This is a genomic window from Xanthomonas massiliensis, assembly GCF_900018785.1.
GTDB lineage: Bacteria > Pseudomonadota > Gammaproteobacteria > Xanthomonadales > Xanthomonadaceae > Xanthomonas_B > Xanthomonas_B massiliensis.
Genome location: NZ_FCOY01000005.1, coordinates 228252 through 241238, shown reverse-complemented (window position 1 = coordinate 241238; position 12987 = coordinate 228252). Strand labels below are relative to the sequence as shown.

Annotated in this window: 15 protein-coding genes; 4 read left to right on the top strand and 11 right to left on the bottom strand. The window is 72.4% G+C overall.

Features of this window, described 5'->3' with window-relative positions; translation table 11 throughout:
- Positions 1–222: 222 nt before the first annotated feature.
- Positions 223–825 carry a lysophospholipid acyltransferase family protein gene (locus BN3794_RS02800; RefSeq protein ID WP_066092992.1) on the bottom strand — a complete coding sequence of 201 codons (603 nt, stop codon included), beginning with the start codon at positions 823–825 and terminating at the stop codon, positions 223–225.
- A gap of 35 nt (positions 826–860) precedes the next feature.
- Positions 861–1289, bottom strand: a complete 429-nt coding sequence (gene arfB / locus BN3794_RS02795) for an alternative ribosome rescue aminoacyl-tRNA hydrolase ArfB (RefSeq protein WP_066092990.1) — start codon at positions 1287–1289, stop codon at positions 861–863.
- Between the two features lie 76 nt (positions 1290–1365).
- Here arfB and BN3794_RS02790 point away from each other — a divergent pair, with 76 nt between their 5' ends.
- The gene (locus BN3794_RS02790; RefSeq protein ID WP_147675627.1) at positions 1366–1899 is read left to right on the top strand and encodes a DUF2059 domain-containing protein; all 534 of its coding nucleotides are present in this window, start codon (positions 1366–1368) and stop codon (positions 1897–1899) included.
- 8 nt (positions 1900–1907) lie between these two features.
- On the opposite strand, the gene BN3794_RS02785 is transcribed toward BN3794_RS02790, so the two are convergent.
- Positions 1908–2720: a pseudouridine synthase gene (locus BN3794_RS02785; protein ID WP_078059554.1), complete on the bottom strand. Its 813-nt coding sequence runs from the start codon at positions 2718–2720 to the stop codon at positions 1908–1910.
- Positions 2721–2744: 24 nt separating this feature from the next.
- Here BN3794_RS02785 and BN3794_RS02780 point away from each other — a divergent pair, with 24 nt between their 5' ends.
- On the top strand, positions 2745–3200 hold the full coding sequence (locus tag BN3794_RS02780) for a thioredoxin family protein (RefSeq protein ID WP_066092984.1): 456 nt from the start codon (positions 2745–2747) through the stop codon (positions 3198–3200).
- Positions 3201–3207: 7 nt separating this feature from the next.
- Here the strand turns inward: BN3794_RS02780 and BN3794_RS02775 are convergent, their stop codons facing one another.
- The 3 genes from BN3794_RS02775 to BN3794_RS02765 are packed head-to-tail and all read right to left on the bottom strand — an operon-like array spanning position 3208 to position 6082.
- Positions 3208–3801, bottom strand: a complete 594-nt coding sequence (locus BN3794_RS02775; RefSeq protein WP_066092981.1) for an O-methyltransferase — start codon at positions 3799–3801, stop codon at positions 3208–3210.
- Positions 3792–5444, bottom strand: coding sequence for a ubiquinone biosynthesis regulatory protein kinase UbiB (gene ubiB, locus BN3794_RS02770; protein ID WP_066092978.1), 1653 nt, complete (start codon positions 5442–5444; stop codon positions 3792–3794). Before ubiB ends, BN3794_RS02775 begins: the two co-directional genes overlap by 10 nt.
- Positions 5441–6082: a ubiquinone biosynthesis accessory factor UbiJ gene (locus BN3794_RS02765; RefSeq protein WP_066092974.1), complete on the bottom strand. Its 642-nt coding sequence runs from the start codon at positions 6080–6082 to the stop codon at positions 5441–5443. The genes ubiB and BN3794_RS02765 overlap by 4 nt, the downstream gene beginning before the upstream one ends.
- A gap of 105 nt (positions 6083–6187) precedes the next feature.
- On the opposite strand from BN3794_RS02765, the gene ddlA reads away from it, so the two are divergent.
- Positions 6188–7270 carry a D-alanine--D-alanine ligase gene (ddlA, locus tag BN3794_RS02760; protein WP_066092971.1) on the top strand — a complete coding sequence of 361 codons (1083 nt, stop codon included), beginning with the start codon at positions 6188–6190 and terminating at the stop codon, positions 7268–7270.
- Between the two features lie 1132 nt (positions 7271–8402).
- Here ddlA and BN3794_RS15755 read toward each other — a convergent pair.
- From BN3794_RS15755 to queF, 5 genes are all read right to left on the bottom strand, one after another.
- Positions 8403–8558, bottom strand: coding sequence for a DUF1328 domain-containing protein (locus tag BN3794_RS15755; protein WP_078059553.1), 156 nt, complete (start codon positions 8556–8558; stop codon positions 8403–8405).
- Positions 8559–8620: 62 nt separating this feature from the next.
- Positions 8621–9643: a 2-alkyl-3-oxoalkanoate reductase gene (gene oleD / locus BN3794_RS02755; protein WP_066092969.1), complete on the bottom strand. Its 1023-nt coding sequence runs from the start codon at positions 9641–9643 to the stop codon at positions 8621–8623.
- 148 nt (positions 9644–9791) lie between these two features.
- The gene (locus BN3794_RS02750; protein ID WP_187128033.1) at positions 9792–10280 is read right to left on the bottom strand and encodes a hypothetical protein; all 489 of its coding nucleotides are present in this window, start codon (positions 10278–10280) and stop codon (positions 9792–9794) included.
- Positions 10281–10342: 62 nt separating this feature from the next.
- Positions 10343–10639: a LysM peptidoglycan-binding domain-containing protein gene (locus tag BN3794_RS02745; RefSeq protein ID WP_066092960.1), complete on the bottom strand. Its 297-nt coding sequence runs from the start codon at positions 10637–10639 to the stop codon at positions 10343–10345.
- Between the two features lie 102 nt (positions 10640–10741).
- Positions 10742–11557: an NADPH-dependent 7-cyano-7-deazaguanine reductase QueF gene (queF, locus tag BN3794_RS02740; RefSeq protein ID WP_066092957.1), complete on the bottom strand. Its 816-nt coding sequence runs from the start codon at positions 11555–11557 to the stop codon at positions 10742–10744.
- 165 nt (positions 11558–11722) lie between these two features.
- Here queF and BN3794_RS02735 point away from each other — a divergent pair, with 165 nt between their 5' ends.
- On the top strand, positions 11723–12961 hold the full coding sequence (locus tag BN3794_RS02735; RefSeq protein WP_066092954.1) for an efflux RND transporter periplasmic adaptor subunit: 1239 nt from the start codon (positions 11723–11725) through the stop codon (positions 12959–12961).
- The last annotated feature ends 26 nt before the right edge of the window (positions 12962–12987 follow it).

Below are 12987 nucleotides of genomic sequence, written 5' to 3'. Positions count from 1 at the left end.
GCAGCAGGCAGCAGGCAGCAGGCAGCAGGCAGCAGGCAGCAGGCAGCCATGATCCACCCCATCCCGTGCACTGGCGGGACGCGGCATCGGCCTGGATACCGGCGCCCGGCCGCCGTTGCTGGCGGCCTCGATCCCGCGTCGGCCTGCACCGGCATCGCGGCAGGGCGATGCGGTTCGGCTGGCGGCCGGGCCCCGGCGGCGCGGCCGACGGGAGCGGGCCGCTCAGACCGTGCCGCGGTTCTTGCCCATCCACGGCCGGTACCAGGCACGGATGCGCGCCATGTCCGCGTCCATGTCCTCGCCCAGGTGGAACACCTCGCCCACGCCGATGATCTTGTCCGGGTAGTGGAAGTACACCGGCAGCACAGGTACGCCGGCGCCCTTGGCGATCTTCCAGAAACCGGTCTTCCAGTGCTCCACGCGCCGGCGCGTGCCTTCCGGCGCCAGGCCGTACCAGAAGCGGTCGGAATGGCGGATCAGGTCGATGGCCTGCTCGACCACGCCGGTGGCCGCCTTGCGATTCACCGGGATCACCCCGAGCCTGCGGATCACCCGGCCCAGCACCGGCACCTTGAACAGCGACTCCTTGCCGAGGATGCGCACGTCCAGGCCGAGCGCCATCTTCGCGCTGAAGGCCCACAGCCCGTCCCAGTTGGACGAGTGCGGCGCGCCGATCATCACCAGCTTGGGAATGTCGGGGAAGCGCCCGACCATGTGCCAGCCGCCCAGGCGCAGGATGGTACGGCCGATCCAGCGGACGAGGCGGTTGGACTTCACGCGCGGGGCGTTCGGCGGCAATGGCAGCACGGGACTGTCGGTGGACATGCGGGGGTTCCAGCAGGTGAAGGCCGTGGTGGGGGTCAGTCCCAGTCCGGCCGCGTGCGGCCGCGCTTGACCTGGCCCTGCACGCGCTTGGCCTCGAGGCGGCGGCGCTGCGAGGCACGGGTGGGACGGGTGGCGATGCGCGGCCGCGCCACGGTCATGGCGGCGCGGATGAATTCGACCAGCCGGTCGCGGGCATCCTGCCGGTTGCGCTCCTGGGTGCGGAAGCGCTGCGCCTCGATCACCAGCACGCCCTCGGCGGTGAGCCGGCGGTCGCGCCGGGCCAGCAGGCGCGCGCGCAGCGGCTCGGGCAGCGAGGGCGAGGCGGCCACGTCGAAACGCAGCTCCACCGCGGTGGCGACCTTGTTGACGTTCTGGCCGCCGGCCCCGCTGGCGCGCACGAAACGCTCGCACAGTTCGTCACCGGCGATGGCCAGCGTGGCATCGATGTGGATCGCGGTCCCCATGCACCCGGATTGTAAACGCCGGGCGCCTGCGCTGCCCCGGGGACATGGCTTATCCTCGCCCCGACCCCGTTGCAGGATGCACGCCATGACCGCCATCGCCCGCCCGTTGCGCTGCCTGCTCGCCGTGCTGCTGGCCCTGCTCGCCGCACCGGCCCTGGCCGCGCCGCCCACCGACGCCGACATCAACCGCCTGCTCGCCGCCTCGCGCGCGCAGTCGCTGCTGGAGGGCCTGCTGCCGCAGATGGAAGCCATGCAGCAGCAGCAGTTCGACCGCCTGCTGGCCGGCAACAGGCTCGAAGACGCCCAGCGCCAGCGCGTGCTGCAGGTGCAGGAGCGCACCCGCCAGGCGCTGCGCCGGCTGCTGTCCTGGCCGGAGATGCGGCCGCTGTACCTGGACCTGTACAAGCGCACCTTCAGCCGCGAGGACGTGCTGGCGATGGCCGAGTTCTACGAGAGCCCGGCCGGCCAGAGCCTGCTGGACAAGACCCCGCTGCTGATGCAGAACCTGATGGTCGCGATCCAGCAGAAGATCCAGCCGCAGTTCGCCGAGCTGGAGGCGGAGCTGCGCCAGGCCGGCACCGCCCCGGCACCGCCGCCGACCGGGCGCTGAGCACCGGTTCAGGCCGCTTCGGGCGACCAGCCGAACAGCGCCAGCGCGCGCAGGAACTGGGCGTCGAGCGGCGCCACCGCCTGCACCCGGCCACCGTCCGGATGCGGGAACGCGAGCCGGTGCGCATGCAGCAGCATGCGGTGCACGCCGAGCCTGCGGAAGGTGCGGTTGTGGCGGCCGTCGCCGTGGCTGGTGTCGCCGATCAGGTGGTGCGAGACGTGCTTGAGATGGCGCCGGATCTGGCGGAAGCGCCCGGTCTGCGGGCTGGCCGCCAGCAGCGCGTAGCGCGAGGTGGCGAAACCCTGCGAGGGCTGCGCCAGCTCGCCGGTGGCCAGGCGCCGGAAGTCGGTGACCGCCGGCTTCCTGAGCGGCTTGCCGGGCCCGCCGTCGAGGTCGTGGTCGATGCGGAAGCACGCCTCGGCCGGCCAGCCGCGGCACACCGCCAGGTAGTCCTTGCGCACGTCCCCGCCCATCAGCGCCTTGCCGAGCGCGCCGGCGGTGTCGCGGTCGAAGGCCAGCAGCAGGCAGCCGCTGGTGGCCCGGTCCAGGCGATGGACCAGGAAGATCGGCCGGCCCAGCTGCGCGCGCAGGCGATCGGCCAGGAAGTCATCCTCGCCGCGGGCCAGCTTGCTGTCGTGGACCATCAGCCCGGCCGGCTTGTCCACCACCGCCAGGCGTTCGTCGCGGTACAGCAGGGAGACGGGGTCGGTCGGTATGTTCACCGCGGGATTATCCCGCGCCGGCCGGCGGCCACGCCATCGGCCCGCTGTTTTCCGTTCGCGCCCTTCCCCTGGCGCCGCGGCTGCGCCACGCTGCGGCATTCACTTGCCATTCCCGGAACCGTCATGAAGAAGACCTGGCTGCTGCTGTCCCTGCTCGTGCTCGCCCCGCTGGCCCAGGCCGCGGACCTGCCCTACGACACCCACGCCGATGCCCGTGCCCAGGTCGACACGGCCCTGGCCGCCGGCAAGCGCGCGCACAAGCCGACCCTGCTGATCTTCGGTGCCAACTGGTGCGGCGACTGCCGCGCGCTGGACGCCTCGCTGCACTCCGAGCGCAACGCGGCGCTGATCCGCCAGCACTTCGAGGTGGTCAAGATCGACGTCGGCAACTGGGACCACAACCTGGACGTCAGCCAGGCCTACGGCAACCCGATCGAGAAGGGCATCCCCGCCGCGGTGGTGGTCTCCCCCGAGGGCGGCATCGTCTACACCACCAAGGCCGGCGAGCTGGCCAACGCGCGCAAGATGAGCGACGAAGGCATCTACGACTTCTTCTCCCAGGTCGCCACCCGGCACTGAGGCCGGCTCAGGCCGAACGCACCGCCAGCAGTTCGCCCTTGCCCACCGGCACCGTGCTGGTGGCGAAGCCGGGATCGGCAGCCAGCAGCGCCTGCAGCGGCGCCAGCTGGGAAGCATGGGAAAGCGCGTTGTCCACCACCAGCAGGCCGCCGCGGCGCAGTACGCGGCGCAGGTCCGGCCACCACGCGGCGTACTGGCGACGGTCTGAATCCAGGAACAGCAGGTCCACGCTGGCCTGGCCGGCCGCGGCCAGCCAGGGCCCGGCATCGGCGTGGACCAGGTCGATGTGCGCGGCCAGGCCGCTGCGGGCGAAGTTGTCGCGCGCCATCGCCACCTTGTCGGCGGCCGCCTCCAGGGTGGTCACGCGGCCGCCGCCGGCGGCCGCGGCCTCGGCCAGCCACAGGGTGGAATAGCCGTTGGAGGTGCCGATCTCCAGCACCCGCCTGGCGGCCGTGGCGCGCACCAGCACGGCCAGGAAGCGGCCGGTGTCGGGGGTGATGTTGAGCATGCGCCTGCCGCGCTCGGCCTGGCGCGCGTCGTTGTCGGCGCCGTGGCGGGCCAGCGCCTCCTTCAGCGCCTCCAGCGGCGTGTTCACCGCCATGCCGCACGCAGCAGGGTCAGCGCGCCGATCACCCCGGTGACCCAGCTCCAGGCCGGCGCGCCGGCCAGCTGCGGGCCGGCCGCCTTCAGGCCGTAGAGCACCGCCGCCACCAGCAGCAGGCCGCTGCCGGCGATCGCGGTGACCACGCGCACCTGCAGCCGGCGCAGGCTGGCATCGAGGGCGCGCAGGTCGGCCGAGCGCACCGCCACCTGCTGCCGGCCCTGCACCTGCTGGCGCAGCCAGGCATAGGCCAGCGACGGCATCTCCGGCGCGTGCGTGGCCAGCTCCGGCAGGCGCCGGCGGAACTCGCGCGCCAGCCGGCGCGGGCTGTAGCGCCGGCGCAGGATGCGCTCGAGCACCGGATGGGCCACCGCCCAGATGTCCAGCTGCGGATCGAGCAGGCGGCCCAGGCCCTCGACGTTGAGCAGGGTCTTCTGCAGCAGGATCAGCTGCGGCTGCAGGGTGAGCCGGTAGCGCTGCGCGGTACGGAACAGCTTGACCAGCACCTCGGCCAGCGAGACCTGCGACAGCGGCCGGGTGAAGTACGGCTCGCACACCGCGCGCACCGCCGCCTCCAGCTCGTCGATGCGCACGTCCGAGGGCATCCAGCCCGCCTCCACGTGCAGTTCGGCCACGCGCCGGTAGTCGCGGGTGAAGATGGCCATGAAGTTCTCGGCCAGGTAGTACTGGTCGGCGTCGGAGAGCTGGCCGACGATGCCGAAGTCCAGCGCGATGAAGCGCGGGTCGGCCCGCCGCGCCGGGTCCGGATCGACCCAGATATTGCCCGGGTGGGCATCGGCGTGGAAGAAGTTGTCGCGGAACACCTGGGTGTAGAACACCCGCACGCCCTTGGCCGCCAGCACCTTGCGGTCGATGCCGGCCGCGTCCAGCGCGGCGACGTCGTCGGAGGGGATGCCGTGCACCCGCTCCAGGGTCAGCACCCGTTCGGCGGTATGGCTCCAGATCACCTCCGGCACGTACAGGTCGGCCGAGTCCCGCCAGAGCCGGCGCAGCACGCTGGCGTTGGCGCCCTCGCGCTGCAGGTCCAGCTCGGCGGCCAGGGTCGCCTGGACCTCGGCCACCACCTCGCGCGGGCGGATCCGGTCGGCGCGCGGGTGCCAGCGCTCGACCCAGCCGGCGAGCCGGTCCAGCAGCGCGATGTCCGCGTCGATCTGGCGCTCGATGCCCGGACGCAGCACCTTGACCACCACCTCGCGCCCGTCGCCCAGCCGCGCCGGGTGCACCTGGGCGATGGAGGCCGAGGCCAGCGGCCGTTCGTCGAAGGCGGCGAAGGCCTCGCCGACGGGCCGGCCCAGGGCCTGCTCGACGATCGCCCGCGCCTGGGCGCCGTCGAACGGCTTGACCTCGTCCTGCAGCAGCGCCAGCTCGTCGGCCACGTCGGCCGGCAGCAGGTCGCGGCGGGGGGACAGCACCTGGCCGAACTTGACGAAGATCGGCCCCAGGTCCTGCAGCGCCAGGCGCAGGCGCGCCCCGCGCGGCAGCCGGGCCAGTTGCGCGCGGCGCGGCAGCAGCGGCGCCAGGCGCCGCAGCCACGGCCCGGCCGGAGTATCGACCAGCAGTTCGTCCAGGCGGTAGCGCACCACCACCCGGGCGATGCGGCCGGCGCGCAGCAGCGCGGTCATGCCGCCGCTCCGGCCGGGCGCAGCCGGGCCACGCGCGCGGCCAGCCGCTCCACGCCGTCGCGCAGGCCGTCCACGTCGTCGCAGAAGGCCTCCAGCTCGGCGCGCGGAATCGCGTCGCGCGACTCCTCGGTGACGAACTCGGCCGCGGCGTGGGCCAGCTCGCCGGCGTCGCGGCGCGCCTGCACGAGCGCGCCGCGCACGGCATTGGCGACCTGCACGCCGAGCACGTCGCCGAACACCGCCACGAACGGCAGCTGCCAGTCCGGATCGAAGCGCGTGGCCAGCTGCTGCAGGCGCCGGGCCAGGTCGGCATCGCCGGACACGCGCAGGCGCCCGGCCGGGGCCGCGCCGGCCCGGGTCCTGGCGAACGCCGGCCATTGCCGCAGCAACCCGCCCAGGGTGCCGCGCACCGCCAGGTCGGGCTCGCCGTCCTCGACCGGCCCGACCTGCAGGCGCGTGCCGGCCACGCGGATCTGCAGGGCCAGCGCCGGCGCATCCAGGGCCAGGGCGATGCGCTGGCCGTCCAGCGCGCCCAGGGCGTCGCGGGTATCGGGGTCGAGCGCCACGGCGCGGTTGAGGGCGGCTTCCAGCGCGCGGCCGGCCAGCGGCTTGAGTCGGTCGAAGGGGGAGGCGGACATGGCGGCATTCTAGCCGGCGCACCCGCGGCCCGTGCCGGCACGGGCAATGCATGCGCGAAAGGTTCATGCTATGCGGCCTTTTCGAAGACACAGGAGCGGCAGGGCATGGGCAAGACGCGGGTGGGCATCATCTTCGGTGGCGTCTCGGCCGAGCACGAGGTCTCGCTGCAATCGGCCCGCAACATCCTGCAGGCCCTGGACCGCGAGCGCTTCGAACCGGTACTCGTGGGCGTGGACAAGCACGGCCGCTGGCAGCGCTGCGACCCGGCCGACTTCCTGACCGATGCCGACGACCCCTCGCGTATCGCGCTGCGCCCGTCGCCGGACGTGCTGTCGCTGCTGCCCGGCGCCGAGCACCCGCTGCGCGCGGCCGACGGCAGCGCGGTGGCGCTGGACGTGGTGTTCCCGATCATCCACGGCACCGGCGGCGAGGACGGCTCGCTGCAGGGCCTGCTGCGCATCGTCGGCCTGCCCTTCGTCGGTTCGGGCGTGCTCGGCTCGGCCGCGGCGATGGACAAGGATGCCAGCAAGCGCCTGCTGCACGAGGCCGGCATCGCGGTGGCACCGTGGGCATGCCTGTACGCCGGCGAGGCGGCCGATTTCGATGCCCTCGTGGACCGGCTGGGCCTGCCGCTGTTCGTCAAGCCGGCCAACCAGGGCTCCTCGGTCGGGGTGAGCAAGGTGCGCGACCGCGCCGGCTTCGACGCCGCGCTGGCCGAGGCCTTTGCCTACGACCGCAAGGTGCTGGTGGAATCGGCGATCGTCGGCCGCGAGATCGAATGCGCGGTGCTCGGCAACGCCGACGCGCAGGCCAGCACCTGCGGCGAGATCGTGCTGCACGACGAGTTCTATTCCTACGACACCAAGTACATCAGCGCCGGCGGCGCGGACGTGGTGGTGCCGGCGCGGATCCCGCTGGACGCCAACGACCGCGTGCGCGCGCTGGCCCTGCGCGCCTACCGCGCGCTGGACTGCGCCGGCCTGGCACGGGTGGACGTGTTCCTGCGCGAGGACGGCGAGGTGGTGATCAACGAGATCAACACCCTGCCCGGCTTCACCCGCATCAGCATGTATCCCAAGCTGTGGCAGGCCAGCGGCCTGGCCTACGGCGCGCTGATCACGCGCCTGCTGGAGCTGGCGCTGGAACGCCACGCCGCCGAGCGCGCGCTCAAGTCCAGCCACGACTGACCGGCCGATCGGCCGCCGCGCCGATGCCAGGCCGCCGGACGCGGCCCGGATGGCGATCGTCATGAGTTGCATCGGAGCGTGGGCCGGCCGGACCGAGGCCCCCGCCGCGACGGGGAGCGGGCTTCGGCTGGACGGCGGACGCCACCGGGGAATCCATGGGCGGACGCGCAACCGCGCCGCCCGGCGACGATGTTGGCAAGGCAGGGGGAGAATGGCCTGTCCGGCAGTCTTCCCCGACTTGCCGGCCATCAGGCATCAATCGTCGGTCGTAAGCCGTAAGCCAGCCATGTTCCAGGCAGGCCACCCGCGCTCGATAGGCCCTGGGACACTGGGGAGTCGAACTCGGCATGGCGGGGTGGATCGGATCGAACACGACAGCTGGTCGGGCCTGCAGTCCCGACCGCGCCCGTGACCGGAGCGGTGGCGAACCGCCCGCCCGGCACGGGTGGATCGAGCACGGCACCCGGCCCGACATGCAATCCCGGCCCGCGCCCTTGATCCGAGCGATGGCGAACGAGGCTGGGACGCGCCTGGCGGAATACGCGCCAAGATCCGGCCGCGGTTCGCGGCCCCATCCAGCCCATGTCCCGCCGATACCGTTGGGGGGAAACGAAGACGCGCCGACCAGAGCGAACGCCTCCTACTGACCCTGCGGGCCTCGCTCAAACCAGCCCGAGCCCGCAGCGCGCCCGCGCGAAATACGCGTCAAGATCCGAACGCGATTCAGACCTCATCCGGGCCCACGTCCCGCCGACCGTGGCGGGGAACGAAGACGCGCCGACCGGAGTGAACGCCTTCCGTTCCCCCCGCGGGCCGCGCTCAGGCCAGCCCGCAGCGCGCCCGCGCGAAATACGCGCCAAGTTCCGACCGCGATTCGGACCCCATCCAGGCCTACGTCCCGCCGATAGCCTGGCGGGAAACGGAGGCGCGCCGGCCGGAGCAAATGCCTCCCACTGCCCCCTGCAGGCCGCGCTCAGGCCAGCCTGCAGCGCGCCTACGCGGAATACGCGCCAAGACCCGCGCGATTCGAGCCCCATCCGGGCCCATGTCCCGCCGATCCCTGGCGGGAAGCGCAGACGCACCGGCCGGAGCGGATGCCTCCGGTCGGCCCTCCGCGGGCCTCGATCAGTGGCTAGGAACGTTTGCGGAACAGCGAGACCACCGCCAGGATCAGGAAGATCACGAACAGGATCCAGGCGATGTTGCTGGCGGCCCCGGCGATGCCGCTGAAGCCCAGTACCGCGGCGATGATGGCGATGATGAAAAAGATGACAGCGTAGTGCAGCATGGTTTGCCTCCCTTCTTGGGCAATGCGAGCCAGCTCGCCCATGCATCCTCGCGCAGGGCCGGTCAGGGGCGGGTGACGGCGGCGGCCGCATCGGTCCCGGGCCACGCCGCCGCCAGGCGGCGCAGGCCTTCGGCGAAGTCCACCCGCGGCACGTAGCCGAAGTCGCGCCGGGCCGGCTCCATGCTGTACCAGTGCGGCGTGCACAGCTGCTCGGCCAGGAAGCGCGTCATCGGCGGCTCGCCGGGCAGGTGCAGCCATGGCCACGCCTTCTCGCAGACCGCGCCGATACGCCAGGCGGCCTTGAACGACAGGGACTTGTGCACGGTCGGGGCGCCCACCGCCGCGAGCAGGCGGTTGAGCAGTTCGCCGATCGGCAACGGCTCGCCGTTGGAGATGAAATAGGCCCTGCCGGCGCAGGCCGCCCCCGGAGCCAGCTGGTCGAAGGCATCCAGGTGCGCCTGCACCGCGTTGTCTATATAGGTGGTGTCCACCTTGTTGCGCCCGTCGCCGACGATGCGCAGGCGCCCGGCGCGGGCGCGCTGGACCAGCCGCGGCAGGAGCTGGGTATCGCCCGGGCCCCAGATCAGGCGCGGACGCAACGCCACGGTCGCCAGGGCGGCATCGTTGGCGGCGAGCACGGCCTGCTCGGCGATCGCCTTGGTGGCCGGATACGGGGCCTGGAAGTGCTCGCCGTACGGCACCTGGTCGGCACCCAGCCCCTCCACCGGATGGCCGGCCCGATGGGTGACGCTGGGAGTGGAGGTGTAGACCAGCCGCGCGACGCCGGCGCGGCGGCAGGCCTCGAGCACGTTGCGGGTGCCGGCGACATTGGCCTCGAAATAGCTGCGGTAGCTGCCCCACGCGCCGGCCTTGGCGGCGCAGTGGAACACCGCCTCGACGCCCTGCACCGCCGCGTGCACCACGCCGGCATCGGCCAGGTCGCCGCGGATCTGGCCCACCCCCAGCGCCTGCAGCGCCGGATAGGCGCCCCGGTTGAGACTGACCACCTCGTGGCCGCGCGCCACCAGCGCCCGGCACAGTGCCGAGCCGAGGAAGCCGCCGCCCCCGGTCACCAGGATCTTCATCCGACCACCCGCCCGTCAAAGCCGCACAGCTTAAGCCAAGCCCGCGGCCCGGCCATCCCCGCGCCACGGCAAAAGAAAAGGGCGCAGCCGCAAGGCTGCGCCCTTGAACAGGCCCGCGCCGGGAGAGAGGACGGCACGGACACCCGTGTTACTTGACCTCGAACTCCTGCGGCTGGCCGGCCGGCCGGCCATCGACCACGGCCTGGGCGGTGTACTTGCCCGCCGGCCAGGGCTTGGTGTTGGCGAAGGTGATGTTGGTGGTCGCCGGGCCGGTGGCATCCAAGGCCTGGCTCTGCTCGCCGGCGGTCTGGCCGTCCTGGAAGGTCAGCTTGGCGCCGATCGTGGTGTTGCTGGCGGTGCCGTCGGTCTTGACCGAGACCACGATCTGGTCGCTCGGGGCGATGCTGGCCACCGGCGCGACGCTCTTGTCGGCGGCGGCGCTGGTGCCGACGGTGACCGCATCGACGGTGACCGCGGCCGGGGCGGGCGCGGCCGGCGCCGTCTCGGCCGGAGCGGTGGCTGCCGGCGGCGGCATGGTGTCGGCGGGGGCTTCTTCCTGCTGCTTCTTGCAGCCGGCCAGGGCCAGCGAGCCGGCCACGGCCAGCATCAGGGTGTAGGAAAGGGAATTCAGGCGAATCATGCGGGTCTCCTTTGGAATGACCGCGGAAAGGGGTTCTTGCGGGGATGTGCCGGCGCGGCTCACGCCTTCGGCGGTACCTTCAGCACCTGCCCCGGGTAGACCTTGTCCGGGTCCTTCAGGGTGTCCTGGTTGGCCTCGAATATGCGCTTCCAGGCATTGCCGTCGCCGTAGAAGTGCTTGGCGATCTTGGACAGCGAATCCCCGGCCTTCACGGTGTACTGCTGCTCGCCCACGGCCTGGGCGGTACTGTCCACGGATGCGGACACACCGGAAAAGTCGGCCTTCTTGGCCGGTTCGGCGGTGCTGTCGACCTTGGCGCTGACGCCAGAGAAATCGGCCTTTTCTTCGTTCGACATGAGGTGTCCCTGTTGTATGGGTTCCTGCGGCGCCCGGCGGAGCGGGGCGACGCGAGCATCCTCGCACCGGATTCGTTAATTCCGTATCGCTGCCGCGTGAGCCTACTGTCGCGCCTCGCGCACGAACGCCGCCGGCGTGGTGCCGGGCGTGCCGCGCCAGGGATTGATGTCCAGGCCGCCGCGGCGGGTGTAGCGGGCCAGCACCTGCAGCGACTGCGGCCGGCAGCGGGCCATGACGTCCTGGAAGATGCGTTCCACGCACTGTTCGTGGAACTCGGCATGCTCGCGGAAGCCGACCAGGTAGCGCAGCAGGCCCTCGCGGTCGATGCGCGGGCCGCGGTAGCGCAGCGACAGGCTGGCCCAGTCGGGCTGGCCGGTGACCGGGCAGTTGGACTTGAGCAGGTCCGAGACCAGGGTCTCCTCCACCTGCCGGCCGGGATCGGCCAGCAGGTAGGCGGCGCGCGGCGGGCCGTATTCGTCGATCTCCACGTCCAGGCCATCGATCGACTCACCCGCCACCCGCGCCTGCAGCGGCGGCACGCCGAAGGCCACCTCCACCGTCGCGCCGGCGGCGGCCGACAGGTCCGTGGCGATCTGCGCGCGCACCGACTCGGCGCTGTTGAAACGCGTGCCGTTGTAGGAATTGAGGTAGAGCTTGAGCGACTTGGACTCGATCAGATGGGGCGAGTCCGCCGGCACCAGCACGGTGGCGGTGGCCACCTGCGGCTTGCCGCGCGCGTCCAGCCAGCCCAGCTCGTAGGCATGCCAGCGGTCCACCCCGACGAACGGCAGCGCGCCCGGGGCAAGGCCGAGGGCCGCCCGGGCGCCGGCGCGCGGGATCGGGAACAGCAGATCGGGCCGGTAGCGGTCCGGGTAGACCGTCTCGCGGCCCAGCAGAGAGTCCTGGGGCGTGTTCATGGCACCAGTCTAGGGGCCGCCGGGCAACGCCCGATGTACGCCGCCGCCGGCCGGCCGTTGTAGCCCGTCAGTCATGCTGTCTTTGCCGGCCCGCAAGGCTATTCTCTGCGGGCCGAACCTCGCGCCGGGACATCCGGGTCCCGCCCCCCGCCTCAGGAGTCTGGAATGTCGCGTTTCTGGAAGATTGCGCTGCCCGTAGCGGCGGTTGTCGTCGTGGTCGTGGTGCTGGTGGCCCGTACGGGCAGCGGCGGTGGCCACAGGAGGGGCGGCGAGGGCGCACCCGGCGGCGGGGACGATGCCGCCAACGCCGGCCCGGTGCCGGTGACCGTGGTGGCGGCGACCACCCGCGACGTGCCGGTCTACGCCAGCGCCCTGGGCACCGTGGCCGCGCTCAACACCGTCACCGTCAGCCCGCAGGTCGGCGGCCAGCTGATGAGCCTGAACTTCCGCGAGGGCGACGCGGTCAAGAAGGGCCAGGTGCTGGCCCAGCTCGATTCGCGCGCGCTGCAGGCCAGCTACGACCAGGCCGCGGCGGCCAAGCGCCAGAACGAGGCGCTGCTGGCCACGGCGCGCGACAACTACGCCCGCTCCAGCTCGCCGGCCTACGCCCAGTACGTGGCCAAGACCGACCTGGACACGCTGCGCAACCAGGTTTCCCAGTACCAGGCCGCCGTGGCCGCCGACGAGGCCTCCATGCGCGCGGCCCAGGTGCAGCTGCAGTTCACCAAGGTCGTCGCGCCGATCGACGGCATCGCCGGCATCCGCGGCGTGGACGCCGGCAACATCGTCAGCACCAGTTCGACCATCGTCACCCTGACCCAGATCCACCCGATCTACGTCACCTTCAACCTGCCGGAGATCCAGCTGCCCGACCTGCGCCAGGCCCAGGCCGCCGGCAAGGTCGAGGTGGCGGCGCTGGACCGCACCGACGCGCATCCGCTGGCCGAGGACGGCAGCCTGGACGTGGTCAACAACCTGATCAATTCCGACGCCGGCACCTTCGAGGCGCGCGCGGTGTTCCCCAACGCCGACGGCGCGCTGTGGCCGGGCCAGTTCGTCAACGTGCGGGTGCGCATGCGCACCATCGGCGGCGGCGTGGTGGTGCCGGCCCAGGCCATCCAGCGCGGCCCGGACGGCGACTATGTCTACCTGGTGCAGCCGGACAACACCGTCAAGGTGCAGACCGTGCTGCAGGGCGTGGAAGTGGACGACAGCAACGTGCAGGTGGCCAAGGGCCTGAAGGCCGGCGACCGGGTGGTCACCGAGGGCCAGTTCCGGCTCAAGCCCGGCGCCAAGGTGCAGGCGCTGGAACCGGGCCAGACCCCGGCCGCGCCGACCGATGCCGAGCTGAAGGCCGCCGAGCACCAGTCCCGCGGCGGCGGACGGCGCGGCCCGCCGCGCTGATCCGGACGTGACATCGCCGCCGGCGC

Bases quoted from the DNA above. Each gene is read 5' to 3' on its own strand.
- BN3794_RS02800 (WP_066092992.1), bottom strand. From the start codon at position 825: ATGTCCACCGACAGTCCCGTGCTGCCATTGCCGCCGAACGCCCCGCGC.
- arfB (WP_066092990.1), bottom strand. From the start codon at position 1,289: ATGGGGACCGCGATCCACATCGATGCCACGCTGGCCATCGCCGGTGAC.
- BN3794_RS02790 (WP_147675627.1), top strand. From the start codon at position 1,366: ATGCACGCCATGACCGCCATCGCCCGCCCGTTGCGCTGCCTGCTCGCC.
- BN3794_RS02785 (WP_078059554.1), bottom strand. From the start codon at position 2,720: ATGCCGCAGCGTGGCGCAGCCGCGGCGCCAGGGGAAGGGCGCGAACGG.
- BN3794_RS02780 (WP_066092984.1), top strand. From the start codon at position 2,745: ATGAAGAAGACCTGGCTGCTGCTGTCCCTGCTCGTGCTCGCCCCGCTG.
- BN3794_RS02775 (WP_066092981.1), bottom strand. From the start codon at position 3,801: ATGGCGGTGAACACGCCGCTGGAGGCGCTGAAGGAGGCGCTGGCCCGC.
- ubiB (WP_066092978.1), bottom strand. From the start codon at position 5,444: ATGACCGCGCTGCTGCGCGCCGGCCGCATCGCCCGGGTGGTGGTGCGC.
- BN3794_RS02765 (WP_066092974.1), bottom strand. From the start codon at position 6,082: ATGTCCGCCTCCCCCTTCGACCGACTCAAGCCGCTGGCCGGCCGCGCG.
- ddlA (WP_066092971.1), top strand. From the start codon at position 6,188: ATGGGCAAGACGCGGGTGGGCATCATCTTCGGTGGCGTCTCGGCCGAG.
- BN3794_RS15755 (WP_078059553.1), bottom strand. From the start codon at position 8,558: ATGCTGCACTACGCTGTCATCTTTTTCATCATCGCCATCATCGCCGCG.
- oleD (WP_066092969.1), bottom strand. From the start codon at position 9,643: ATGAAGATCCTGGTGACCGGGGGCGGCGGCTTCCTCGGCTCGGCACTG.
- BN3794_RS02745 (WP_066092960.1), bottom strand. From the start codon at position 10,639: ATGTCGAACGAAGAAAAGGCCGATTTCTCTGGCGTCAGCGCCAAGGTC.
- queF (WP_066092957.1), bottom strand. From the start codon at position 11,557: ATGAACACGCCCCAGGACTCTCTGCTGGGCCGCGAGACGGTCTACCCG.
- BN3794_RS02735 (WP_066092954.1), top strand. From the start codon at position 11,723: ATGTCGCGTTTCTGGAAGATTGCGCTGCCCGTAGCGGCGGTTGTCGTC.